Consider the following 23974-nt stretch of genomic DNA (forward strand, 5'->3'; position numbering starts at 1 on the left):
GTCAAAGCCCTTCCAGCCGCAGCCGGACCGGGCCGGAGGCCGCCGATACCGACACCTCCACCGACGAGACATTCCGCCTGGAGGAGAACGTCAAAGTTCCCGTGCAGGCACCGGCGGCAAGCTGCGAAGGAATGTGCAGCGTCTCGTACCGGCCGACCGTGGAATAGGCGCGTGCGTTGCGAAGCTGGACCCGGCTGCGCTCGGCGCAGAGGCGAACCGACCAGAGCCGGGGCGCGCCATTGGCACGGATCGTCTTGTTCGCCCACCACCCGGAGCGGGGAATGTCGACATGGCCATACTCGCGCCAGACGCGCGATCGGGTGGACCGAACGCTCTGCACCCTGCGCGCGCCCAGATTGGCATTGTCACGATCGGCGGTGAAGCAAGTGCCGCGATAGTTGGGCAGCTCGCAAAGCTCCCAGGCACCGCCGCGAACCCGCACCGAACCGACTGTCCAGGCCAGCCCCAGTTGCGATGTATCGCGAGAAACACTGACCGCCGGGCCGCCGAAGTTGCGGGCCCGGTAGACGATCACTTCGTCCGGCCTCTGCCCGGCCGCCCCCGGCGGCGGGCCGGGATGGGCCGGCCCCGGCCGCGGGGGCGTCGGCTGGCTATGCGCATCGACGGAAGCCAGCAGCAAAGTCGCAACGAGAACCGAAAGCCTGCCAATGCGCATGGACATCCTCCATTCCGGCCCGGACCGGACTTCCGTCGTTTCTACTTACCGGATTGCTTGGCCATCACCTCCGGCCCCGCACGCCAGATGCGGTAGCGCACTTCCACGTCGGGAGAGGTGAAGATGACGATGGGCAGCCGGCTGTTGTAGCGCAGCATGGGCTCATCCGCGCTGCGCACGAATTGCTTCGACTGGCTGTTGGGTGGGCAGGCCATCAGCGTGCTGGCCGCCGTATCCGCCAGGGTCACCACGAAATAGTCGTAACCCCACCCCTCTACCGTGCGCGTTTCCATGCGGGCGCCCAGCACGTGGCGATTGCAATCGACTTCCATGGTCCGGCCGATGACCACGCCGACCTTGAGGGCATCTTCATTGGATTCGGGAGGGAGCAGGATCACCCGCCGCACCTGGCCGGACGGCGCGGCGGGAAAGGCCGTCAGCTCGTCCGCCGCGGTGCGCTGGGCAAGCGCCGGGCTGGCCCCTGCCGCCAGCGCGAGGCCTGCGGCCAGACACAGCGAATGGCGATCCAATCGAAAACGCGGCTTGGCAACAAGTGAGGAAATCGAGCCCGACATGTCCTACCTCCGCAGAGTATTCAGCCCCCGCACCATCAGTATCATGCGCTGCAATTCAAGCACATGCTAAAATACGTGCCCGTTTTCCGGCTCTCATCTTCAGGCCGACATCTTCAGGCTACCTGCCCGGTGCTTCGCTTGCCCAGAAGATCGCTCACCCAGCGGCTGCGCGGATGTTCGCTGCAGAACGTCAGCATCGCGATGGTTATCGGCACGCCGATGAAGGTGCCCGGAAAGCCCCATAGATAGGTCCAGAGAAATATCGCGAACAGCACCAGCGGCGGAGAGATCGACAGGACGTTGCCCGCGACTTGCGGCTCTATGTAGCTGCCCACCACGAACTGGATGACGTTGAGGCAGATGAAAACGACGATCACCGCCTGCCAGGTATCGAACTGGAACATCGCCAGCGTCGTCGGCAGCAAGGTCGCGATGAAGGGGCCGATGAAGGGTATGTAGTTGAGCGCGAAGGCGATCACTCCCCACTCCACGGCGAACGGCAGACCGACGATCGCCGCAAAGGCCCATACCAGCAGGCCCGTCAGCACGCTCATCAAGGTGCGCACCACCATGTAGCGGCGGAACAACGCGGCGGTGGTGCGGCTGGCCGTGAGCAATATGCGCGAAGCCTCCCGGTTGCCGAGGAGCGCGATCCTGCCGCGCATTTCCTCCACTTCCAGCAGGCCAAGGATCACGTATGTCAAAGTGACGATCCAGAACACCAGCGATGTGTTCAGGTGCCCGCCCACCTGCTGCGCGATCCGCAGCATCCGCGCGGTGTCGAAATGCTCGGCCCATAGGCCCTGAACGGAGATGCCATGCGCCGCCAGCCAGCCGATCGCACCGTCGTAAGCCGCCTGATACTGGCTGAAATCCGCCAGCAAGGCGCGCCAGACGTTCCCCACGCCCCAGACGATGACAACGGCGAAGACCAATCCGAACGAGACCGTCACCAGCATGGTAAGGGCCAGCGCCAGCAACTTGGGCAGCCAGGATTGCAGCCGTTGATGCAGTGGCCAAACCAGCGCGATGATGAAAAGGGCGAAGGCCAGAGGCGCCAGAACGCCGCTTGCCAGCCGCGCGGCAACAAGAAGCAGGATGGCCGCGATAATGCCGACCGACACGTTGATTGCCCGAGCGGCCACTATTCGCCCCCTGTTCAGGTGCAGTGCGACGCCTAAAACGCAAGTCCACGATACCCGTACTGTCCGAATTCGCAAGTCTGCCTGCCCGCCATTTTCGCAGTGCCGGACAATTTGTTTCGGCCGAGAGCGGGATTCGCGAAAATTCGCGCTTCCGATTGTTTCCAATGCAAGTTCGGCAGGTTATAGTCGCCCCATTGCCGCGCTGGATATCCGCGACCTTGGCAATGCGGATAGCCGCCCCCACGCGGTTGCTGTTGATCGTTCTGCTGAATTGATCCGGGTTCCCGCTTCTCACAACGCCCGCCCTCCGGCGTGATCGGACGGGCAGGTGAAGTCACCTACGCGAATCGATGCCGCCGCATGCCGCCATCCCGGCGCGCAACGGCAAAAATCAGATCGAGAGGAAATTCCAGATGGCCAGATCCGCAATTTTCGTTGCAACGGCAATCACCCTCGCAACCGTCACCGGCTGCGCAGGCACCGATCACGGCAATCCCACCGCGGCGCGAGAGCCCCGCCAATGCTTCTGGGCGAACGACGTCCGCAATTTCCGGGCCGTAAACTCCACGACGGTCAACATTCGCGCCGGCCGCGACGTCTATCGCCTCGATCTGATGGGCATCTGCCCCAACATCAACTGGAACGAACGGATGGGCCTGGTGACGACGGGCAGTTCCTCGATCTGCGCCGGCTCGGCCCTGGGCGTCTCGGTCGTGACCCGCAGGACCGGCGGTAGAGGGCAGGAACGCTGCGCCGTCCGGCAGATCACCGCGCTCACGCCCGAACAAGTCGCCGCGCTGCCACCCCGCGAACGGCCGTAAGTCCGCCCTTATGGATGCGGATCAGGGCGCCGCTTCAGCGCCCGACGATCCGCACCATCGGCGGGCGCCGAAAACGCGATACGCTGTGATAGGCGAGGTCGACGGAACGGACATGACGCGGCGCATGGCCCAGATCGATGGTCTGCGAACATTCCCCGCGTGCGATCCGCTGGTCCACCGTTACGTCCTGCGGCTGGCCTTCATCGAAGTGGATGGAAACCGTGCCCAGCTGCAGCGGCGTATTGAAAACGCAAAGTTGCAGCTGGCGGAACGGGCGATCGCTGATCACGGTCATGGTTTCGCGCTCGGTCCCGCTGGCGAGATTCCGGCCGCCCAGAAAAATCCAGGCATCATGCGAAGGCGCCGCCGCGCCAATCGGCGCCGCCATGCACAAGGCGCTCAGGAACAGGAGATACGAACGCCTCATCGGAATGGCCCTCTTGCAGCGCGGCTACTGCGGAATTGGCAGTTTTCTGCCGCTTTGGGGACAGATAGCTGGCGCGCCCGGCAGGGTTCGAACCTGCGACCCCAAGCTTAGAAGGCTCGTGCTCTATCCAGCTGAGCTACGGGCGCGCGCTATGTTGTGTGGCGCCCCCATAGCGCGGTTCTCTCTACACGCAAACCGCGCATCGGGACGATCCCCATACAAGTTGTGCTTTGCCGAACGATCCCGGCAGGTTACGCATGCCGCGATGAGCGAAGCAGACCTTACAGATCGGGGCCTTTCCCGTATCGACGGCATGGCCGGCGCCCGGCGCCATTTCCGCTATTTCGACTATGTGATGGTCGCCTTCGTGGTGATCCTGCTGCTCTCCAACCTGATCGGCGCGGCCAAGCAGGCGGAAGTGAACTTCCCCGTGTTCGGCCCGATCACTTTCGGCGCGGGCGTGCTGTTCTTTCCGGTTTCCTACATCATCGGAGACGTGCTGACAGAGGTCTACGGCTACGCCAACGCGCGCCGCTGCATCTGGGTGGGCTTCTTCGCGCTGCTGTTCATGGTGTTGATGAGCGTGGTGGTGGTGAACATCCCCGCCAACGCCGAATGGGCCCTCGCCTCCTCCACCTATATCGTGGAGGGCAAGCAGGTGACGGCGCCCAACCAGGCCGCCTATTATTCGATCTTCGGGCAGACGCCGCGCATCGTCTTCGCCTCCGTCTGCGCGTTCTGGGCGGGCGAGTTCGTCAATTCCTTCGTCCTTGCCCGGATGAAGGTCTGGACGCAGGGCAAGCACTTGTGGACGCGCACCATCGGCTCCACGATCTTCGGCGAAGGCGTGGACAGTGCGCTGTTCTACCCCCTCGCCTTCCTGGGCGTGGCCGGCTTCACCCCGCACTCGATCGTGCTGCTGGCGCTGACCCAGTGGGCGATCAAGACCGGCTGGGAAGTGGTGCTGACCCCGGTGACTTACGTGGTGGTCGGCTGGCTGAAGAAGCGTGAGGGGGTGGACGTGTTCGACAACAACGTGGACTTCTCCCCCTTCGCCAAGGCGCGCAAGGCAAACGCCGCAACCACCGAATAAGCCGCGCGCACGACTTGGCATGACCGGTTGGCCCCGGTAGGTCCGCCGCAGCCATGCTCGACCGCATTCTCCTGTCCCGCTTCCGCAACCACCGTGAAACCGCGGTGGAAGGCACGGCGCAGTTCAACCTGCTGGTGGGCGAAAACGGCGCGGGCAAGACCAACGTGCTGGAGGCGATCTCGCTGCTCTCGCCCGGCCGGGGCCTGCGCCGCGCGGCATTGGCGGACATGCCGGGACAGGATTTCGACGGCGGCTTCGCGATCAGCGCCGCACTTTTGGTGCCCGGCAGCGAGCCTGTGCGCCTCGGCACCGGCGTCGCGCCCGAACGGCCCGGACGACGGCTGGTGCAGGTGAACGGGGCAGAGGCACCCGCGGTGCGGCTGGCCGAATGGCTCTCGATCGGCTGGCTGACCCCGGCGATGGACCGCCTCTTCGTCGAAGGCGCAGGCGCGCGGCGGCGCTTTCTGGACCGGCTGGTGATGGCCGTCCGCCCCGATCACGCCAGCCACGCCACCCGCCTCGAAAACGCGCTGCGCGAACGCAACCGCCTGCTGTCGGACGAGTACGCCCCCGACCCGCGCTGGCTGGACGCCATCGAACTGCAACTGGCCGAAGCCGGCGCCATGGTCGCCACCGCCCGCGCCGAACTGGTCGAGCGGCTGGAAGCGACGCTTGCCGCGCTGCCGGACTCCCCCTTCGCGCGGCCCTCGCTCGCCTATCAACCGGGCGGCCCGATCGAGGCCGAAGCGCTCGCCCGCGCCCTGCGCGACGGCCGCCCCCGCGAACGCGCCGCCCAGCGCACGCTGACCGGCCCGCATCGCGACGAAATCCTGGTGACGATGGCGGGCAAGGGCCAGGCAGCGGCAGAGTGTTCGACCGGCGAGCAGAAGGCGATGCTGATCGCGATTACCCTCGCCCACTCGCAACTGCTGGAAGGCGGCACCGAACAACGCCCGCGCCTGCTGCTGCTGGACGAAGTGGCCGCCCACCTCGACCCGCTCCGCCGCGAAGCCCTGTTCGACCGCCTTCGCGCAGGTTCGGCACAAGTCTGGTTGACCGGCACCGAACTCGCCCCGTTCGAGGCGATCGCGGCCGAAGCGGCCGTATGGGAAGTCAGCGCCGGCGCGGTGCGGCGGTTAAGTTAAGCGCGAAACCCAGCGAGAGGCATTGCCTGCCCCTAAGCCGCCGGGCGAAAGCTGTGATCGGCGCGCGCGCGAAAATTGAGCAGCCGTGCCGGGGTATCTCCGGTGCGAAACGAGTAGACGGTGCCTGCCGGGATGTAGAGCGAACCGCCTGCCGTCAGCGTTTTATCCTGCCAATGCAATGCGCCCTCTACGACGTAGAAAATCTCATCCTCATCGTGCGCATGCGGGGCAATCAGCGTGCCGGGCTTCAGCCGCATTTCCATGAGCTGCATCCTATTGGCGCCGCCGGGTTCGTGAAAGCTGAGATGGCCTTCCAGTTCGGTCGGATCAATGTGATCGCGCATCCATCCCATCGGAATATCGCCCATCTTGCGCCAGGTGAGCCGGTCTTCATGATGCACGCGGATAGCCATTGATCGCCTCCCTGCTACTTGCGGACTACTCGTTGCCACGCGTGCGCTTTGGCTGTCTCACGGTGTTCGGACAATCTTGCGCCTGAAACGGCCACATTCGATTCTGTGGGGATCATGCCGGTAATCGACACCGATCCAGATCGCGATCTGGGATTGATCACACTTGCCAAGGCGGGCTCGCGCTCCTTCGCCGGAGCTATCGTGCAGGATGAGTATGACCTGCATGCCCCTTGGCACCACCATGACATGCACCAGCTTCAATATGCTTTCGAGGGGGCAATGGAGGTGGAAGACGATCAAGGGCGCCACTTATTGCCGCGCAGCCTGGCCGCCTGGATTCCCGCTAGAACACGTCACCGCAACAGCCTGCACCGCATTCGATCCGTTTCGATAGTGCTTGCGCCACATCTGGTCCGCAGCGCCGAACCTGGTGTGCGGATCGTGCGGGTCCCCCCGCTCCTGCGTGAAATGTGTGCGGAAGCCGCGCGTTGGCCACTCAATCGTCCACTGGACGCGACAGGCCGCGCGTTCTTCGTGGCCTTTGCCCGCTTATGCGGCGAATGGATTGTGGACCGGACGGAATTGACGCTGCCCGCCTGCACCGACCCCGTGCTGGAGAGGGCGTTGTCTCTCGTGCGCGCCAACCCTGGCGAAATTCGGATGATGGATGCCTTGCAATCCGCCGGTCTGTCGGAACGAACGCTGCGCCGACGGTGCATGGCGCATCTGGGCATGGGTTGGGATGAATACCGAAGACGCGCTCGGCTGCTGGCTTCCATGGAAGCACTGACGGAAACCCGTGATTCCATCGCCAACATCGCCGCAAGTGTCGGCTTTGAAAGCCAAAGTGCTTACGCCCGGGCTTTTCGCGAGTTTACCGGGGAGACGCCGCAAGCCTTCCGGCGATCGGCCCAGCGGTGATCACCCCCGCCCCTCAAATCCGTCATTCCCGCGAAAGCGGGGATCCCGCTTCGCTAATGCGACAGGTTTCGAAGGCAGCGGGGCCCCCGTCTTCGCGGGGGCGACGAGTTTAAGCAGAGCGGGTGCTTACCGGATCAGCCACCCGCCTTCTTCGGCAGCGCGTCTGCTACATCGTCGACCGTCGCGGTGACGATCTCCTCGATGCCGATGGCGGTGGGATGGACATGGTCCTTCTGCAGCAGGTCCGGCTTGTCGATCACCGGCTGGAGGAAGAACGGCACCAGCACGGCTCCGTACTTCTGCGCGAGTTGCGGATAGATCGGGTTGAACTGCGCCGCATAGTCCTTGCCCAGATTGGGCGCAGCCATCATGCCCAGCAGTACGACGCGGATATTGTCGCCCTTCAGCCGCTTCAGGATCGCCTCCAGATTCTGCCGCGTCTGTTCGGGGGGGAGCGAACGGAGCATGTCGTTGCCGCCCAGGCTGAGGATCACCAGTTCGGGCTTCACCGATTGGCTTTTCAGCGTGAAGTCCAGCCGCTCCAACCCGGCCGACGTGGTGTCTCCGGACACGCCGGCATTGGTGATCCGCGCGTTGATGCCGCGCGCGCGCAGGGCGTTTTCCAGTCGCGCGGGATAGCTTTCGCCGTCCTCAAGGCCATAGCCTGCCAGCAGCGAATCCCCGAAAGCCAGGATCGGCCGCTCCGGCCCCATCACCGGGATCGCCGGCGGCGCGTCGACGGCGCTCGTGCTCTGTTCGGGCGCGGGCGGCGCGCCCTTGTCGCAGGCGGTCAGCAACAGAGGCATCGTCAAGACGGCCCCAAGAAGGACGATCGCTTTGGCGCGCAAGGGTTTCTCCGATGGAATGGCTTGTGGAACGGCGGGTTGCACACCCATATGGGGCACGTGACCGATCCTGCCCAGCCCCAGCCGGCTTCCCTCGCCCTTTCCGTTCACGCGCAGGACCTGCGCCTCACGCTTGGCAGCGGCGACAGTGCCGTGGAGATTCTGAAGGGGATCGACCTGGCCGTGCCGCAGGGGCAGACGCTGGCGCTGCTGGGGCCGTCGGGATCGGGCAAGTCCTCGCTGATGGCGGTGCTGTCCGGGCTGGAGCGGGCTTCGTCCGGCGCGCTGCAAGTCGCCGGGCAGGACTTTTCGGCGATGGACGAGGATGCCCTTGCCCGCGCGCGGCGCGGCCGGATCGGCGTGGTGCTTCAGGCCTTCCACCTGCTGCCGACGATGACTGCGCTGGAAAACGTAATGACCCCGCTGGAACTCGCCGGGATCGACGGCGCGCGGGAGCGGGCGGAAGCGGAACTGACCGCCGTCGGGCTGGGTTATCGGCTTTCACACTATCCGGCGCAGCTTTCGGGCGGCGAGCAGCAGCGCGTGGCCATCGCCCGCGCGCTTGCTCCGCGCCCCTCGCTGGTCTTCGCGGACGAGCCGACCGGCAACCTCGACGCCAAGACCGGCCACACGATCATCGACCTGCTGTTCGCTCGCCGTGCCGAAACGGGCGCGACGCTGCTGATCATCACCCATGACGAAAGCCTTGCCCACCATTGCGAGCGCGTGGTGACGCTGGCGGACGGCCGGATTGCGAGCGACACTCTTGCCTGAGCGCGCGATTTCCTGGCGCACCGCGTGGACGCTGGCCCGGCGCGACCTTTCGGCGCGGTTCAAGGGGCTGCGACTGCTGCTGGTCTGCCTGTTCCTGGGCGTCGGCGCGCTGGCCGCGATCGGTAGCCTGACCGGATCGATCGAGCACGAACTGGTCGCGCGCGGTCGGCAGGTGCTGGGCGGCGATATCGAGCTGAAGACCTGGCAGCGCACGCTCTCCGACGCGGAACTGAAGGCGCTGGCCAAGTACGGCACGGTTTCGCGCGGGTATCGGTTGCAGGCGATCATTCGCAAGGGTGAACTGACCGCGCCCGTCGCGCTGAAATCGGTGGATGTGAACTGGCCGCTCTACGGACGGCTCTCGCTGAAGGATGGCCGCAAGGTCGGCGCGCCGCCTGAGGGCACGATCTGGCTGGCCGAAGGCACCGCCGCGCGTCTGGGCGTGAAGTCCGGCGACACCGTCACCGTCGCCGAAGTGCCGCAGCGCGTGGGCGGGATCATCGCATCCGACCCCGAAACGCTGTCCGAGGGCTTTTCCTTCGGAGACACCGCGATCTCCGCGCTTTCGCTGCCGGACCGCGCCGGGCTTACCGCGACCGGCGCGATGTATCGCGGGGCCCTGCGTGTGAAGTTCGCCGATCCCGCGCGCGATCCCGACGCCGTTGTGGACGCAATGAAGCGCAAGTTCGGTGACGCCACGTTCGACGCTCGCACGCGCAAGGCTGCCTCCCCGTCCACCCAGCGCTTCGTCAGCCGCATGGGTCAGTTCCTCGCGCTGGTCGGGCTAGCCGCGCTGGCTATTGCCGGGATCGGTATCGGCGGCGGCGTATCCTCGTATCTGGAAGCGCGCCGCACCAGCATCGCCACGCTCAAGGTACTGGGCGCGACCAGCAGCGACATCGCGCGGGTCTATCTGCTGCAAGTGGGCGCAGCGGCGCTGGCAGGAAGCGTGGCAGGCCTGGTCGTCGGCGTGGCGGTAACGCCGCTGCTGGCCCATGCGCTGGGCACGCTGCTGCCGGTGGAGACCGGCCTGATGCTCTCCCCCCTCGCACTGTTGACGGCTGCGGCCTACGGCCTGCTGGTGGCTCTGGTCTTCGCCGCACCGCCGCTGGCGCGTGCGCGCAGTTTCCCCGCCATGGCACTGATGCGCGCCCGCGTCGCGCCGCTGGCCTCCAACCGTAAGGCATGGGCGATTCCGGTGGGTTTCGGCCTTGCAGCAATCGTCGCCCTGGCCATGCTCAACGCCGCGCAGCCGCTGGTGACGGCAGGCTTTCTGGGCGGTGCGGCGGTCATGCTGGGCCTGCTCGCACTGCTGGGCACCGGCATCCGCCGGCTTGCCGCGCGCTTGCCCCGCCCGCGCAATCCGCTGCTCCGCTCCGGCCTCGCCAACCTGCACCGCCCCGGCGCCCAGACCGGCGCGCTGGTGACGGCGCTGGGCTTCGGGCTCTCCGCCTTCGTGCTGATCGCGGGCGTGCAGACCAGTCTGGACGCCAATATCCGCAAGACCGTGCCCGATCGCGCGCCGGACTACTTCGTGCTCGATATCCCGCAGGACGGCGCACAAGCCTTCCACGATCTGGTGGAGCAGCAGATCCCCGGCGCCACCACCCATATCGTTCCCAACTTGCGTGGCCGCATCCTGGCCTTCGGGCCGAAGGGTCACATGACGCGCGTGGCCGATCTGAAGGACATTTCCGATGACGCCTGGGCGCTGAAGGGCGAACGCGGGCTGACGTATTCGGCCTATATCCCCGAAGGCAGCACAGTGACATCGGGCGAATGGTGGCCGCCGATCTGGCGCGGAGAGCCGCTGGTCTCGCTGGACGAAAAGCTGGCGCAGGCCGTGGGGATCAAGGTGGGCGACTATATGACCGTAAGCCTGCTGGGCGTGGAGCGCACCGCGAAAGTGGCGGCGCTGCGCCGGATCGACTGGGATTCGATGGGGCTGAACTTCGTGCTGGTGTTCTCCCCGAACACGCTGGCCGATGCGCCGCACAAGCTGGCGGCGACCATCCAGGCTCCTCCGGGCAAGGCCACGACTGCGCTGCTGCCGCGCCTCGCCCGCGCCTTCCCCTCCAGTTCGGTGATCGAGACCGGGACCGTGCTTTCCGAAGCGCGCGACCTGCTGGACCAGATGAGCGTGGCGATCCTGGCCGCTGCCTCGGTAGCGGTGCTGGCGGGATTGGCCGTATTGCTGGGCGCCATCGCCGCCGCACGCGCCAGCCGCACCTACGACAACGTGATCTTGCGCGTGCTGGGCGCCAGCCGGGGGCAGTTGCTGACGATCCAGCTGGTCGAATACGGGCTGCTGGCCGCAGTTCTGGCCGCGGTTGCACTCGTCCTTGGCAGCGCGATGGCCTGGGCGGTGATCGTCAAGCTGTTCGAATTCGACTGGCTGCCCGATTGGCCCCGCGTGTTCGCGGTGCTGGGCGCCGGCCTCGTGCTGGTCCTGGCCTTCGCGCTTGCCGGCTCGCTACCGCTGCTGCGGGCGAAACCGGCAAGGGCGCTGAGGGAGCTTTAGGCTCCCTTACGTTAGGCGAAGACGTTTTCGTCGACGTATTTCGCCTCGCGCGGGTCGCGCGTCTTGAAGACGAGCGTACTGGCGATGATGTCGTGGAGACCCTGCTTTCGCTCGGTAAAGCCAACCATGATGTAGCCGATCAGCAGGATCATGCCGGACAGGATCTTCGCGAAATAACGCCCGGTAGCGCGCAGGAAGCTAATCCGGTTTCCGTGCAGATCGGTAACCACCAGCCCGACCGCCAGCTTGCCAATCGTGCCTTGCCATGGCGAGCTTTCCAGCCCGGCGAAGTAAAGCCATTGCAACACCGTCGTTATCGAGAAAAAGAACAGGTATCCGCTCAGGATCGCCATGCCATAGCCATCCTGAGCGTTTGTCGAAGCCGTGCTCACATTGAACATCGCCGCTATCATGGTCGTGGCGATCGATAGGATCACGCTATCGATTACATAGGCAAGCACGCGCCACCAAAATCCACCGAAAGGTACCACGGTTTCCCCCTTTGAAAATATCGAAGCGCACAATAGCGCTCGATCGTGGGACCGCAACCACCCGTAATTTCGCAAAAAACCAAAGGCTTTCGACGACGGCATGGCCCAATAAAATGGGGCGCGCATCGCTGCGCGCCCCTTGCCAGTTGCGATCCGTCGCGTCTCCTCCCCGCCGCGCCGGGACCGCTTTCACGCTCCGGCTTTTAGCCGGTAACGCGCCGCCACGACCTGCGGTCGCGGCTGGTTCCTCCTGAATTCACAAGCCTGAAGAAATACGCGATCGAAACGATCGTATCGCGCCAGCCCCAGTCTTCCTCTCAACCGGCACCCGGAACTTTTTCGCTGTCCCGATCCGCCAAAATCTCTGCCGCCGAAGCTAGCGGATTACACAGCACTTACAATGGCGCGAAAGGTTGATTTCGATAGATTTCGGCATCTGTGACGGGAATGTCACATTTCCCGGTATCGTCGTTGCGCTTGCCGCGACGGCCGGTTTCAGCTAAGGGCGCGCCAATTTTGCGGTGCAGCATGCGCCGCTGGCCAACTCCTCGAACCGATAGGCAAAGCATGTCCGCCCCGCTTCCCTTGCGCAATATCGCAATTATTGCGCACGTCGACCATGGCAAGACCACCCTCGTCGACCAGCTCTTCCGCCAGTCCGGCACGTTCCGTGAGAACCAGCGCATCGAAGAACGCGCCATGGACTCGAACGACCTCGAAAAGGAACGCGGGATCACCATCCTTGCGAAGCCGACCTCGATCGAGTGGAACGGCTACCGCATCAACATCGTCGACACTCCGGGCCACGCCGACTTCGGCGCCGAAGTCGAACGCATCCTCTCGATGGTCGACGGCGTCGTCCTGCTGGTGGACTCGTCGGAAGGCGCGATGCCGCAGACCAAGTTCGTCACCGGCAAGGCGCTGGGCCTCGGCCTGAAGCCGATCGTCGTCGTCAACAAGATCGACCGTCCCGACGGCCGTCACGCCGAAGTGCTGGACGAAGTGTTCGACCTCTTCGTCAGCCTCGACGCCAATGACGAGCAGCTCGACTTCCCGACCCTCTATGCTTCGGGCCGCAACGGCTACGCCAGCTACGATCCGGACGCGCGCGAAGGCACGCTGACCCCGCTGTTCGAAAAGATCGTCGAGCACGTGCCCGCGCCGAACCTCGACGTCGACGCGCCGTTCTCGTTCCTCGCCACCCTGCTCGACCGTGACAACTTCATGGGCCGCGTCCTCACCGGCCGCGTGCAGACCGGCACGCTGAAGGTCAACGACCCGATCCGCGCCATCGATGCCGACGGCAAGGTCATCGAAGTCGGCCGCGCCACCAAGGTGCTGTCGTTCCGCGGCCTTGACCGCGTTCCCGTGGAAGAAGCCCGCGCCGGTGACATCATCGCGCTGGCCGGCCTCGAAAAGGCCACCGTGTCGAACACCATCGCCGACCCGCAGGTCACCGTGCCGATCAAGGCCCAGCCGATCGATCCGCCGACCCTGGCGATGCGCTTTGCCGTCAACGACTCGCCGCTCGCGGGCCGTGAAGGCGACAAGGTCACCAGCCGCATGATCCGCGACCGCCTGATGCGCGAAGCGGAAACCAACGTTGCCATCCGCGTCACCGAATCGGCCGACCGCGACAGCTTCGAAGTGGCCGGTCGCGGCGAACTTCAGCTGGGCGTCGTGATCGAAACGATGCGCCGCGAAGGCTTCGAGCTGGGCATCAGCCGCCCTCGCGTGCTGTTCGGCAAGGACGAGAACGGTGGCCGCACCGAACCGTACGAAACCGTCGTGATCGACGTGGACGACGAATTCTCGGGCACCGTCGTCGAGAAGATGCAGCGCCGCAAGGCAGAGCTTACCGACATGCGTCCTTCGGGCGCCGGCAAGACCCGCATCACCTTCTCGGCCCCTTCGCGCGGCCTGATCGGCTACCACGGCGAGTTCCTTTCGGACACCCGCGGCACCGGCATCATGAACCGCCTGTTCGAGAAGTACGACACCCACAAGGGCCCGATCGAAGGCCGCCAGAACGGCGTGCTGATCTCGAACGGTACCGGTGAAGCTGTCGGCTACGCGCTGAACAGCCTTGAAGATCGCGGCATCCTGTTCGTGAAGCCGCAGGAAAAGATCTACGAGGGCATGATCATCGGCGAAAACGCCAAGCCCGACGACCTCGAAGTGAACCCGATGAAGTCGAAGCAGCTGACGAACTTCCGTTCGACCGGCAAGGACGACGCCATCCGCCTCACCCCGCCCCGCGTGATGACGCTGGAGCAGGCGATCGCTTACATCGACGACGACGAAATGGTCGAAGTGACCCCGCAGTCGATCCGTCTGCGCAAGGCCTTCCTCGACCCGAACGAGCGCAAGAAGCAGAGCCGCAAGAAGGACGCCTGATCCGAAAAAACCCCGCCGCAGCAATGCGGCGGGGTTTTTCGTTTTTACAGGCTAAGGCGCGTGCAAGACCGCCTGCCGGTGCCGCAAGCTCGTCACGGGTGTGACGAGCGCACCAATCAAAGCCGCGTCCCGCCCTTCACCCAGTTCTGCGCCACTTCGCGCAGCATGTCGCTGTCGCGCGGAAGATGCGAGGCATCGTCCAGTGCGCGCGTGGCGATCAGCACGGCGGGCGTGATCATGTCGAAGAACGAGATTCCGCAATATTGCCCGCGAATCCACACGACTTCGCCGAACGCCTCGAACTTCCCCCATTCCAGCACCACTTCTCCGCCCAGCTTGAGTTCGGCGTCGGTGGAAATCTTGGCCCCGGTCAACGAAAGGTCGGCCAGGATGCCCTGCCCAGTCTGTGTTCGCGTGATGACCCGTGCCGGCAGCCGCACCCGCAGACGGCTGCGGCCGCGTCTGCCGGCCGTTCCGCTATCCGAACCCGAGGGATTGTTCATTTCCATTCCTTGCGACCATGCGGCCTACCGTACTTGCGGGGAGGCAGCAGCGCTCTCGGCTTGAGCGGCGCAGGCATTGCGGTTCGCCCGAAATAGGTCGGCAATTCATTATAAAGGATGAGGCACCGGGTCGGTTGCGCCGTCCGGGAAAAATGTGCCGCCTGCGCCACTTCCATGTTGGCGGCAAGCCGCTAGACCTTGTGCTTTCGGGCGCAATCCAAGGCGGTGAAGATGATCGAATATTGGCCGCTGGCCGGCATCCTGGTGGTGATCGCGGGCTTTGCCCTGCGCTTCAATCCACTGCTGGTGGTGGCCGCCGCCGCGCTGGTGACCGGGCTGCTGGGCCACATGGGCGTGATCCAGGTGATCTCGCTGCTGGGCAAGGGCTTCAACGACAACCGCTTCATCACCGTGGTCTACATCGTGCTGCCGGTGATCGGCCTGCTCGAACGCTTCGGCCTGCAACAGCGGGCGCGCACCATGATCGAGAACATGCGCGGCGCCACCGTGGGGCGCCTGCTGATCGCCTACCTCGCCTTCCGGCAGATCCTGGCGGCGCTGGGGCTGACATCGGTCGCCGGCCATCCGCAGACGGTGCGCCCGCTGGTCGCGCCGATGGCCGAAGCCGCCGCGCGCAAACAGGACCCGAACGCTACCGAAGATGACATTGAAGCGGTCAAGGCCATGGCCGCCGCCACCGACAACGTGGGCGTGTTCTTTGGCGAGGACGTGTTCATCGCCATCGGATCGATCCTGCTGATCCAGGGCGTTTTGAAGGCGGATGGGATCGACATCGCCCCCATCCACCTCTCGCTATGGGCGATCCCCACCGCGATCTGCGCCTTCGTGATCCACGCCTTCCGCCTGTGGCGGTTCGACCGCCGCCTGCGCGCTGCCGGGACGCCTGCGGCATGATCGATATCGGCACCGTCTACCTGCTGGCCGGGCTGGCTTTCGCCGCCTTCGCCGTGGCGACCGCGCGCGATCGGGCCAATCCGAAGCGCTGGGGCAGCGGCCTGTTCTGGGCGCTGATCGCGTTAAGCTTCCTTGCCGGCGACCGGCTGGGCGACTTCGGCAATGGCCTGCTCGTCCTCGCGCTCGTCGCCATCGCCGGCGCCCGCCTGCTGGGCCACGGCAAGCCGCGCACTACCGACACGGCGGAGCGGGAAGCTTTCGCCCAAAAGCTCGGCTCCCGGCTGTTCCTGCCCGCACTGGTAATCCCCGTCACCGCGTTCTGCGGCACCCTGCTGTTCAATTATGCTGGGCTGGAGCGGCTCGGCCTGGTCGATCCGCGCTGGATCACGCTGGTGCTGCTGGCTCTCGGCGTGATCATCGCACTTGTCGCGACGATGCTGTGGCTGCGGCCGCCGCTTTCCGCCCCGGTGGAGGAAGGGCGCCGGCTGATGGACGCGATCGGCTGGGTCGTGCTGCTGCCACAGATGCTGGCCGCACTGGGCGTCGTGTTCGGCGCGGCGGGCGTCGGCACGGCGGTGGGCGCCATCGCTCAGGGCGTGCTGCCGGAGGGTAACGTGTTCGTGGCCGTCGTGGTCTTCGCGCTGGGCATGGCGCTGTTCACCGTGGTCATGGGCAATGCCTTCGCCGCGTTCCCGGTGATGGCCGGTGCGGTGGGCGTGCCGATCCTGATCCACCTGCATGGCGGCAACCCCGCCGTGGTCGGCGCCGTAGGCATGCTCTCCGGCTTCTGCGGCACGCTGTTGACGCCGATGGCCGCCAATTTCAACATGCTCCCCGCCGCGCTGCTCGAACTGAAGGACGAGCATGCGGTGATCCGCCGCCAGATCGGCACGGCCCTGCCGCTGCTCGCCTGCAACATCCTGATCCTCTACATCGCCGGATTCCTGCTGTGACCCCATCTACCCAAAGCCCGTCTGCCGAGATTGGCGCCAAGTTCATCCGCATCGCGCTTGGCCATGTGGGCCGGGAGTACCCGCACAAGCTGGACCACGTGATGTCCTCCGATGCCGATGTGCTGCCGCCGCGCGTGCTGCACCCGGCCTTCCACGGCAGCTTCGACTGGCACTCCTGCGTCCACGGCTGGTGGACGGCGCTGACCCTCACCCGCCTCCACCCGGCCCTGCCCGAAGCCGCCGAGGCCGCGGCCCGCGCGGACGAGACCTTTACCGAGGAAAAGCTGGCCGCCGAATTGGCCTATCTGGATCGGCCGCTCTCCGGCGGGTTCGAGCGGCCCTACGGCTGGGCCTGGCTGCTTTACCTGCACCTCGAAGCCAGCCGCCATGCCGACAAGCCATGGGCCGGGCGGCTGGAACCGCTGGCCCGCGCCTTCGCATCGCGGCTGTCGCATTACCTGTCGATCCTGACGTATCCGATCCGCACCGGCACCCACTTCAACAGCGCCTTCGCCCTCGCACTCTCGCTGGAATGGGCCGAAGCGTTCGATCCAGCGCTGGCCGACCAGATTCGCGGCAAGGCCGTGAACTGGTTCTCCGGCGATGCCGACTGCCAGGCATGGGAGCCGGGCGGGGACGAATTCCTCTCCTCCGCGCTCAGTGAGGCTTTGCTGATGCGCCGCACGCTGGACGCCGCCAACTTCACGGACTGGTTCGGTCGCTTCCTACCGCATCTGGCGCAGCGCCGCCCGGCCTCGCTGTTCACCCCCGCCCATGTCAGCGACCGCAGCGACGGCAAGATCGCGCATCTGGACGGGTTGAACCTCAGCCGCGCCTGGGCCTGGCGCGAAATCGCCTCCGCCACGCCGGAACTGTCGCAAATCGCAGGAAAAGCCGCCGAAGCCCACCTCACCGCCGCGCTGGAACATGTGGAGGGGGATTACATGGGCGAACACTGGCTGGCGAGCTTCGCCCTGCTGGCCATGCTCGCGGCCTGAACCGGCCATTGGGCGGCCGATATTCGGCCGCCTAAAACACCTGAAATAGTTAGCTAATCATTTTCAGGGCCGGACAAAGCCCCACCGGCCTCCAAAGGCCGGGCAACCGCCTGCCCTCAGCCCAGCCAGCCGGTGATGTCCGAACAGCCGATCACGGCGGCGATGGTGACGGCCCAGAGAAAGCCGATGCCAACAAGGCGCGAGATATCCCGCTGATCGCGGCTTTCACGCTGATCGCCAAAGCTGGCGACACTTTGCTCATATGGAATCATCTCGGCATCCCTCGCTGACGCTCTTCATGGCGTTGCGATGGGATATGCCCATGACGCGCTTACAGCAAGTCATTTAACTAAAAGTTAAAATCGCCATATCGGAGGTAAACGGCGATCCAACGCATTCCCCCGCCGCGGCCCGTCCGGCCGCCGCATACACGCACATCGAAACTGGAACGGGGGCCAATGGTGCCGGCTACAGGATTCGAACCCGTGGCCCCCTGATTACAAATCAGGTGCTCTACCAACTGAGCTAAGCCGGCACTCGCCAAGGCAAGTCCGGCGCCCTTACAGTGATGCAGGGGCGCCGGTCCAGCATTTTAATCAGAACACCGCGTGCGGGGCGTCTTCCTTCATCATCGCCTGGCGCACCAGCGGGATCGGCGGGCCACCGTAGCTGAGGAATTCGTCGTGGAACGCCTTCCATCCCGCGCGGCCGCCGCGGGTGGCGGTCCAGTCCTCACGCAGCTTGCGGATCATCAGCTTGCCCAGCGTGTAGTTGAGATAGGCCGGATCGTACGTGCCGCGCGCGGCCTGCTGTTCGGCGGTGCCTTCATCCTGGTAGCATTCGTCCATGAACATGCGCTTGGACTGTTCCTGCGTCATGCCGCGCGCGTGCAGGCCGATGGCCGAGAGGTAGCGGCAGTTGCGCAGCAGTGCGTTGGAAAGCTGGCCGACATGGACGCCGGCATCTCCGTTGCCCAGGCCCGCGTCCCACATCATTTCCTCGGCATAGTGCGCCCAGCCTTCGGCAAAGGCATAGCCTACGAACAGGCGCCCCACCCAGGAGGGCGAGCGGTTCGAGTGGAGGAACTGCAGGAAGTGGCCGGGCATCACCTCATGCACGGAGGTGAACAGCAGGTCGTTCTTCCCAGGGATGTAGTCCTGCTGCATCTGCTGGGACCATGCCGGATCCGGCGGCGAGATGTAGTAGACCGAGGCGATGCCCTTATCGAGCGGACCGGCCGGATCGATATAGGCGGAGTTCTGGCGGTTATAGGGCGGGCTTTCCTCCACCTTCGCCTGTTCGGTGCCGGGGATGGTCACGATGTCGTGCTGGCGCACGAAGGCGGTGAGGTCGGGGATTTCCTTGCGCGCCTCGATCACCGGGCCGCCATCGGGCTTGTCGGCGCGCATCTTGTCGAAGCAGCCTGCGATGTCCTTGCCCGGCGCGTATTCGGCGCAGGCGGCTTTCAGCAGGTCCTGATTGCGCTTCAGGTCGGCGCGGCCCACGGCTTCCAGTTCGTCGAGCGGGGCATCCACCGCCTCGGTCGCCGCCAGCATGCGCGAGAAGCGATCCGCGCCCATTGCGAAATCCTGCGTCGGCGTCGCCTTGGCCAGCCAGTCGGCCAGCCCTTGCATGGACTTGGCGGCAGCTTCGGAGCTGGCCTTGAACTCGGCCTGGAGCTTCGCGTCCTTCACGTCCGCGAAGGCGGCGCGGGCGTCGCCCCGGTAGTATTCGGCAAAGCCCTTGAAGCCGGCGACGCCCAGCTTGATGAAGCTGGCGGGCATCGCGGTCTTCAGGTTGCCGCGAATCTGCGTGGCGGCGTTCGGCACCGCCTTGAAGAACGCGATCATCGCCTTCATCCGCGTCGGCTTGTCGGCATAGTCGCGGCTGACGTAGACGTTCGGATCGAGGCCGTTCTCGATATAGAAGCCGGGATTGTTGTGCGGCTTGTCGGCATCGACCAGCCAGAACAGCTGGCCCTTGGCCACTTGCACCAGATAGTCCCGCTCAAACCGGTCGGCGGCGGAAAGATCGGTGAACTTGGCCGAGTCCGCGATCACGCCGCGCAGGAAATCGGCGCGGGCCTTGAGGCCGGCGGCGCTCCAATCGGGCAAGCGGCCGTCGAACTGGTGCGCGCCCTGATAGATCGCGAAGGACGGGTCCAGCGCCATCCAGGCGTCCAGCGTCTTGCCGACATAGGCCTTCCACGGCGTGGCCGGGGTGCCCATGGCGGCAGTGACGGGGGTGGGATTGGACAATGCGGAGTTGGTGGATTTTTGGGCGGGAGCAGCGGCTCCCGCGCCTGTGGCGAGAGCGAGGCAGGCCATACCTGCCAGCAGCGTGTGCTTCATGTTTCGAGCGATCCCTGTCCTTGTAAGACGTCGCCCGGCCGGGCGCGCCGTGATGGGCAAGGTTGTGCGTCAGAGTGCGCCGAAGGTCCAGCCCTCGGTTTGGGCCAATTCGGCGGTCAATTCGGCGGGTTTCCACAGCTCCGCGCGCGGGGCGGCGGTGCGCAGCCAGGCGGCGGTAAGCAGGGCATCGGCGCTGTGATCGTCGATAGGGCCCTCGCCCGCGACCGGCGGCGATCCCAGCACCGTCAGCGCGGCGTTCAGCGCGGCGTAGTCCGTCATCTTCGCCCGCCCGGCGGAGCGCCCGGCGGCGACGGCGGCGAGCGTGGTGTAGATCTCCGTCACCACCGATCCGCTTTCGGGCAGCGGGTCGATCGGCCAGACCGACACCGCGCCGCCCAGCCGGTGCAGCAGGCGCATGCCGGTGAGGCTGGACTTGCCCACTTGCGCCGCGCCGACGAGGTTGAAGTTGGAGTATGGCTTGCACCCGGCGCGCGCCTGCGCCTCCTCCGTCACGCGCATGCGGCCCCGGCGGTGGAGTGCTTGGGGCAAGTGAAACCGGGCCCCCTCGCGCCCGCCGTGGCGGCGGAAGTAGGCGCTGAGTTCGGGATGGTCGACGAAGCTGGCGGCGGAGAGATGTTCGTCCTCTGCGCAGACCTTGTCGATCAGCGCCCAGAGCGCGCGGGCATCGGCGGGGCTTTCCGCCCAGCCGGGGAAGAACGCCCCGGCATCGGCGAACGGCAGCGAGATACCGAGATCGAGGCCCACCAGCGTGTCCTGCGGCAGCCCATCGCGCAGCAGGTGGAGCACCTCCGCGCGCGACCAGTGCGCATGCCCCTCCGGCCGCAGCAGTTCCGGCGCGCCCTCAAGACCGCAGAGCGCGACGGCGATGCCCTTCTGGCGCGGGCCGAGGGCGCCGGACCAGTCGATCGCCATGAAATGCCGGAAGCGTGGGCTCACTTCTTCGATCGGGCCGGTTTGCGCGCCGCCGCCTGATCGCGGGCCAGCGCGATCATCGCGGCAACGCGCTCCGCATCGGCGGGGGCGAAGCGCACCAGCACGTCCGGCCAGCCCTGATAGTGCGGCGTCTGCCAGTACGTCTCCGGCTCGGTGGCCATCAGCAGTTCCACCGTGTCGAGGTCCACATGGAGCACGAACGACGTGTCCGGCTCATGCCCGACAGCCAGGAACCAGCGCCCGTTGGCCGAGACTTTCACCGCCGGCTTGCCGTAGCTGGCGGAAAGCTCCACGCCCTCCAGCGTCAGCGCATGGGCGACGACCGCGTCCCAGTCGGCAAACTTGCTCATTCGCCTCTCCGTTCGGCCCGCTTGCGGTCCCACCATTCGATGCGCTTACGGATATCGCGCTCGAACCCGCGCTCGACCGGCTCGTAGAAAGTCTGCGGCGGCATGCCCTCAGGCCAGTAGTTGTCGCCCGAAAAGCCGTCAGGCGCATCGTGGTCGTAGGCGTAGTCCTTGCCGTAGCCGATGTCCTTCATCAGCTTGGTCGGCGCATTCAGAATATTGGTGGGGGGCGGCAGCGAGCCGGTTTCCTTCGCGCTCTGCCACGCGGCCTTCTGCGCCATGTAGGCGGCGTTCGATTTGGGCGCGGTGGCCAGATAGAGGCAGGCCTGCACGATCGCGCCCTCCCCTTCCGGACTGCCGAGGAACTCGTACGTCTGCTTGGCGGCGATGCACTGCAAGAGCGCCTGCGGATCGGCGAGGCCGATATCCTCGCTCGCCATGCGGGTCAGGCGGCGCAGCAGGTAGAGCGGCTCCTCCCCCGCCGTCAGCATGCGCGCAAGGTAATAGAGTGCCGCCTGCGGGTCCGACCCGCGCACCGATTTGTGGAGGGCGGAAATCAGGTTGTAATGCCCGTCGCCACCCTTGTCATAGACCGCCACGCGGCGCTGGAGGAACGCACCCAACCCCGCCGCATCGAGCGGCTCCGGGATCTTCGCCGCATAGAGTGTCTCGGCCTGATTGAGCAGGAAGCGCCCGTCGCCATCGGCCGAAGCGACCAGCGCGGCGCGGGCATCCGCATCGAGCGGCAGCGGGCCTTCCAGCGCCTCCGCCTTGTCCAGCAACGTCTCCAGCGCGTCCGGGCCCAGCCGGTGCAGGATCAGCACTTGCGCCCGGCTGAGCAGAGCGGCGTTGAGCGCGAAGCTGGGGTTCTCCGTCGTCGCGCCCACCAGCGTTACCGTGCCGCGCTCCACGAAGGGCAGGAAACCGTCCTGTTGCGCGCGGTTGAAGCGGTGGATCTCGTCCACGAACAGCAGCGTGCGCTGCCCGGCGCGCGCCGCCTGATCGGCTTCGGCAAAGGCTTTCTTGAGATCGGCCACCCCTGAAAACACGGCGGAGATCGCCGCGAAGCGCATGCCAACCGCATCGGCCAGCAGCCGCGCGGTGCTGGTCTTGCCGGTGCCCGGCGGGCCCCAGAGGATCATCGAGGACAGGCGCCCCGCCGCCACCATGCGCCCGATCGCGCCTTCGGGGCCGGTCAGGTGCTCCTGCCCCACTACATCGGCCAGAGTGCGCGGGCGCAGCCGGTCGGCAAGCGGGGCATCCTCGCCCGGCAGATCGGGAGCGGTGGCGGGCGGTAGATCGTCGGCAAAAAGGTCGGCCATGGGGGCTATCTAGCAACTAAGCCGCGCAATTGCATCGCCTCTCCCGGAAGCGTAGCACCATAGCCCGGCAAAATCGGGGGGAAGAACGACGGTGATCGGATCGACGCGAGCGCGGACGCCTTGGCATCTCTGGGTGATCGGCATCGTCGCCATGTTGTGGAACGGCTTCGGTTGCCTCGATTTCTGGATGACCGTCACCCGCGACATGGACTGGCTCGCCGCCCTGCCGCCGGACGCGATCGACTGGCTGGACGTTACCCCCGTCTGGGGCCTGACGAGTTGGGCACTCGGCGTCTGGGGAGGCTTGGCCGGATCACTGCTGCTGCTCCTGCGCTCCCGCTGGGCGACGGCCCTCTTCGCGCTTTCGCTGGTGGGGCTGGCGATCAATCAGGTCTATCTGTTGGAACCCGGCACCCCGGAAATGATGCGGACCACCGGGAGCATGGCCTTGCGCGGGGGCATCTGGATCGTTGCCATCGGCCTGCTCTGCTACGCGATCAGGATGCGCGTTCGGATGGTGCTGCGCTGAGGCGCGCCAGCATCGCTGCCACTTTCTCGGGTTCGGTCAGCATCAGGTCGTGGCCGGTGTCGATATCCCAGACCCGGTCTGCATTCAGCCACCGGTGCCGCGTCTCGTCCGGCCGCACGGTCAGCGTATGGGTGCAATTGACGATGGTGCGCGGCAATTCCGCGACGGCCTGCGGGTGATCGAGGTGTAGCGGGTCCGTGAAGGTCTTCCAGGGGTGCGGCGTCAACCGTTGCATGGCCCATTGCGCCAGTGGCCCATCGTCCAGCCCGTAGAGCGAGCGGACCGCCGGTTCGTCGGGCCACAGGCATAGTTCGACACCGTCGATCCGGCGATTGCGCGGGGCCAGCGCCAGCAGCCCCGGTGAGACATCCACCAGCGCCTCGCCCTGCATGGGGATGGCAGCGTCGAGATAGACGAGTTGCACAACGCGGCCCAGCGCCCGGTCCGCCGCGCCGGTCACGACCATGCCGCCATAGCTGTGGCCGGCGAGGATCACCTCCGTCAGATCCTCGTACTCAAGCAGGGAGGCAATGTCGGCGATATGCGTGTCCAGCCCGGTATCGGCGGCCAGCAGGTGGGATCGATCCGCCAGCCCGGTGAGCGTCGGATGGTAGACCTCATGCCCCTGCGCCCGCAGAAGGCGGGCGACGGGCCGATAGCACCAGCCGCCGTGTCCTCCGCCATGAACCAGCACGAATACTGCCATTATCTCCCCTCCGATGCAGACTTGTGCCCCACCTGAAACCCACTGCAACCGGCGATTCCGCCTGACCGCGATTGGGGATGCCTATGGCTAGCATCCCGGCAGCGGACACAAGTGTTCATACAATCTCGTGCAAACCTGAACAGAATCTGCCA

General features: G+C 65.8%; 27 protein-coding genes and 2 tRNA genes. 11 read left to right on the plus strand and 18 right to left on the minus strand.

Translation table 11 applies throughout. The annotated features are described in order from the left end of the window. Position 1: 1 nt before the first annotated feature. The 3 genes from WBP07_RS11040 to WBP07_RS11050 all read right to left on the minus strand — a co-directional run bounded on the left by WBP07_RS11040 (position 2) and on the right by WBP07_RS11050 (position 2396). Positions 2 to 682: a beta/gamma crystallin-related protein gene (locus WBP07_RS11040; protein ID WP_395391106.1), complete on the minus strand. Its 681-nt coding sequence runs from the start codon at positions 680 to 682 to the stop codon at positions 2 to 4. Positions 683 to 717: 35 nt separating this feature from the next. Continuing rightward, positions 718 to 1251, minus strand: a complete 534-nt coding sequence (eco, locus tag WBP07_RS11045; RefSeq protein WP_395391107.1) for a serine protease inhibitor ecotin — start codon at positions 1249 to 1251, stop codon at positions 718 to 720. A 113-nt stretch (positions 1252 to 1364) separates the two neighbouring features. Further along, a complete protein-coding gene (locus tag WBP07_RS11050; protein WP_395391108.1) occupies positions 1365 to 2396 on the minus strand; it encodes an AI-2E family transporter in 1032 nt (343 codons plus the stop codon). 413 nt (positions 2397 to 2809) lie between these two features. Here WBP07_RS11050 and WBP07_RS11055 point away from each other — a divergent pair, with 413 nt between their 5' ends. Next, positions 2810 to 3217, plus strand: coding sequence for a DUF6491 family protein (locus WBP07_RS11055; protein ID WP_395391109.1), 408 nt, complete (start codon positions 2810 to 2812; stop codon positions 3215 to 3217). Between the two features lie 34 nt (positions 3218 to 3251). Here the strand turns inward: WBP07_RS11055 and WBP07_RS11060 are convergent, their stop codons facing one another. Beyond that, positions 3252 to 3644, minus strand: coding sequence for a hypothetical protein (locus tag WBP07_RS11060; RefSeq protein WP_395391110.1), 393 nt, complete (start codon positions 3642 to 3644; stop codon positions 3252 to 3254). A gap of 69 nt (positions 3645 to 3713) precedes the next feature. After that, positions 3714 to 3790: transfer RNA gene (locus WBP07_RS11065), tRNA-Arg, on the minus strand. A 119-nt stretch (positions 3791 to 3909) separates the two neighbouring features. Here WBP07_RS11065 and WBP07_RS11070 point away from each other — a divergent pair. Both WBP07_RS11070 and recF read left to right on the plus strand, forming a co-directional pair. Beyond that, positions 3910 to 4737 carry a queuosine precursor transporter gene (locus WBP07_RS11070; RefSeq protein WP_395391111.1) on the plus strand — a complete coding sequence of 276 codons (828 nt, stop codon included), beginning with the start codon at positions 3910 to 3912 and terminating at the stop codon, positions 4735 to 4737. Positions 4738 to 4790: 53 nt separating this feature from the next. Next, on the plus strand, positions 4791 to 5882 hold the full coding sequence (gene recF, locus WBP07_RS11075; protein ID WP_395391112.1) for a DNA replication/repair protein RecF: 1092 nt from the start codon (positions 4791 to 4793) through the stop codon (positions 5880 to 5882). Between the two features lie 32 nt (positions 5883 to 5914). Here recF and WBP07_RS11080 read toward each other — a convergent pair whose 3' ends face one another. Next, a complete protein-coding gene (locus WBP07_RS11080) occupies positions 5915 to 6295 on the minus strand; it encodes a cupin domain-containing protein (RefSeq protein ID WP_395391113.1) in 381 nt (126 codons plus the stop codon). Positions 6296 to 6409: 114 nt separating this feature from the next. Between WBP07_RS11080 and WBP07_RS11085 the strand changes: the two genes are divergently transcribed. Next, complete coding sequence (locus WBP07_RS11085; RefSeq protein ID WP_395391114.1) at positions 6410 to 7216, plus strand: helix-turn-helix domain-containing protein; 807 nt, start codon at positions 6410 to 6412, stop codon at positions 7214 to 7216. 134 nt (positions 7217 to 7350) lie between these two features. Here WBP07_RS11085 and WBP07_RS11090 read toward each other — a convergent pair whose 3' ends face one another. Then, the gene (locus tag WBP07_RS11090) at positions 7351 to 8022 is read right to left on the minus strand and encodes an arylesterase (RefSeq protein WP_395395772.1); all 672 of its coding nucleotides are present in this window, start codon (positions 8020 to 8022) and stop codon (positions 7351 to 7353) included. 90 nt (positions 8023 to 8112) lie between these two features. On the opposite strand from WBP07_RS11090, the gene WBP07_RS11095 reads away from it, so the two are divergent. Beyond that, positions 8113 to 8835 carry an ABC transporter ATP-binding protein gene (locus tag WBP07_RS11095; RefSeq protein WP_395395773.1) on the plus strand — a complete coding sequence of 241 codons (723 nt, stop codon included), beginning with the start codon at positions 8113 to 8115 and terminating at the stop codon, positions 8833 to 8835. Then, positions 8813 to 11356 carry an ABC transporter permease gene (locus WBP07_RS11100; protein WP_395391115.1) on the plus strand — a complete coding sequence of 848 codons (2544 nt, stop codon included), beginning with the start codon at positions 8813 to 8815 and terminating at the stop codon, positions 11354 to 11356. The genes WBP07_RS11095 and WBP07_RS11100 overlap by 23 nt, the downstream gene beginning before the upstream one ends. Before the next feature lie 11 nt (positions 11357 to 11367). Here the strand turns inward: WBP07_RS11100 and WBP07_RS11105 are convergent, their stop codons facing one another. Beyond that, complete coding sequence (locus tag WBP07_RS11105; RefSeq protein WP_395395774.1) at positions 11368 to 11847, minus strand: RDD family protein; 480 nt, start codon at positions 11845 to 11847, stop codon at positions 11368 to 11370. Positions 11848 to 12242: 395 nt separating this feature from the next. After that, a complete protein-coding gene (locus tag WBP07_RS11110; RefSeq protein ID WP_395391116.1) occupies positions 12243 to 12377 on the minus strand; it encodes a hypothetical protein in 135 nt (44 codons plus the stop codon). A 37-nt stretch (positions 12378 to 12414) separates the two neighbouring features. On the opposite strand from WBP07_RS11110, the gene typA reads away from it, so the two are divergent. Next, positions 12415 to 14244, plus strand: coding sequence for a translational GTPase TypA (typA, locus tag WBP07_RS11115; protein ID WP_395391117.1), 1830 nt, complete (start codon positions 12415 to 12417; stop codon positions 14242 to 14244). 116 nt (positions 14245 to 14360) lie between these two features. Here typA and WBP07_RS11120 read toward each other — a convergent pair whose 3' ends face one another. Next, positions 14361 to 14747 (minus strand): PilZ domain-containing protein, encoded by a 387-nt coding sequence (locus WBP07_RS11120; RefSeq protein WP_395391118.1) that lies wholly within the window; start codon positions 14745 to 14747, stop codon positions 14361 to 14363. Next, complete coding sequence (locus WBP07_RS11125; protein ID WP_395391119.1) at positions 14744 to 14923, minus strand: hypothetical protein; 180 nt, start codon at positions 14921 to 14923, stop codon at positions 14744 to 14746. Before WBP07_RS11125 ends, WBP07_RS11120 begins: the two co-directional genes overlap by 4 nt. Before the next feature lie 55 nt (positions 14924 to 14978). On the opposite strand from WBP07_RS11125, the gene WBP07_RS11130 reads away from it, so the two are divergent. From WBP07_RS11130 to WBP07_RS11140, 3 genes are read left to right on the plus strand one after another with little or no spacing between them, the layout of a single operon-like run. Continuing rightward, the gene (locus tag WBP07_RS11130) at positions 14979 to 15662 is read left to right on the plus strand and encodes a DUF969 domain-containing protein (protein WP_395395775.1); all 684 of its coding nucleotides are present in this window, start codon (positions 14979 to 14981) and stop codon (positions 15660 to 15662) included. Then, positions 15659 to 16615 carry a DUF979 domain-containing protein gene (locus WBP07_RS11135; RefSeq protein WP_395391120.1) on the plus strand — a complete coding sequence of 319 codons (957 nt, stop codon included), beginning with the start codon at positions 15659 to 15661 and terminating at the stop codon, positions 16613 to 16615. The genes WBP07_RS11130 and WBP07_RS11135 overlap by 4 nt, the downstream gene beginning before the upstream one ends. After that, complete coding sequence (locus WBP07_RS11140) at positions 16612 to 17613, plus strand: DUF2891 domain-containing protein (RefSeq protein ID WP_395391121.1); 1002 nt, start codon at positions 16612 to 16614, stop codon at positions 17611 to 17613. The genes WBP07_RS11135 and WBP07_RS11140 overlap by 4 nt, the downstream gene beginning before the upstream one ends. A 116-nt stretch (positions 17614 to 17729) precedes the next feature. Here WBP07_RS11140 and WBP07_RS11145 read toward each other — a convergent pair whose 3' ends face one another. The 6 genes from WBP07_RS11145 to WBP07_RS11170 all read right to left on the minus strand — a co-directional run bounded on the left by WBP07_RS11145 (position 17730) and on the right by WBP07_RS11170 (position 22587). Beyond that, the gene (locus WBP07_RS11145) at positions 17730 to 17885 is read right to left on the minus strand and encodes a hypothetical protein (RefSeq protein ID WP_395391122.1); all 156 of its coding nucleotides are present in this window, start codon (positions 17883 to 17885) and stop codon (positions 17730 to 17732) included. Between the two features lie 187 nt (positions 17886 to 18072). After that, positions 18073 to 18148, minus strand: a tRNA-Thr gene (locus WBP07_RS11150). A 61-nt stretch (positions 18149 to 18209) separates the two neighbouring features. Then, entirely contained in the window at positions 18210 to 19964 is a 1755-nt protein-coding gene (locus WBP07_RS11155; protein WP_395391123.1) for a DUF885 domain-containing protein, read from the minus strand. Between the two features lie 69 nt (positions 19965 to 20033). Next, positions 20034 to 20897 (minus strand): hypothetical protein, encoded by an 864-nt coding sequence (locus tag WBP07_RS11160; protein ID WP_395395776.1) that lies wholly within the window; start codon positions 20895 to 20897, stop codon positions 20034 to 20036. 20 nt (positions 20898 to 20917) lie between these two features. Beyond that, the gene (locus WBP07_RS11165) at positions 20918 to 21268 is read right to left on the minus strand and encodes an MmcQ/YjbR family DNA-binding protein (protein WP_395391124.1); all 351 of its coding nucleotides are present in this window, start codon (positions 21266 to 21268) and stop codon (positions 20918 to 20920) included. Next, on the minus strand, positions 21265 to 22587 hold the full coding sequence (locus tag WBP07_RS11170) for a replication-associated recombination protein A (protein ID WP_395391125.1): 1323 nt from the start codon (positions 22585 to 22587) through the stop codon (positions 21265 to 21267). The genes WBP07_RS11165 and WBP07_RS11170 overlap by 4 nt, the downstream gene beginning before the upstream one ends. A gap of 91 nt (positions 22588 to 22678) precedes the next feature. Between WBP07_RS11170 and WBP07_RS11175 the strand changes: the two genes are divergently transcribed. Beyond that, the gene (locus WBP07_RS11175) at positions 22679 to 23116 is read left to right on the plus strand and encodes a hypothetical protein (protein ID WP_395391126.1); all 438 of its coding nucleotides are present in this window, start codon (positions 22679 to 22681) and stop codon (positions 23114 to 23116) included. Here the strand turns inward: WBP07_RS11175 and WBP07_RS11180 are convergent. Next, a complete protein-coding gene (locus tag WBP07_RS11180; protein WP_395391127.1) occupies positions 23085 to 23822 on the minus strand; it encodes an alpha/beta fold hydrolase in 738 nt (245 codons plus the stop codon). The two genes, WBP07_RS11175 and WBP07_RS11180, sit on opposite strands and share 32 nt — an antisense overlap. Positions 23823 to 23974 lie beyond the last annotated feature (152 nt).

The sequence above is a fragment of the Novosphingobium oxfordense genome (assembly GCF_044029435.1).
In the GTDB taxonomy this organism is placed as follows: domain Bacteria; phylum Pseudomonadota; class Alphaproteobacteria; order Sphingomonadales; family Sphingomonadaceae; genus Novosphingobium.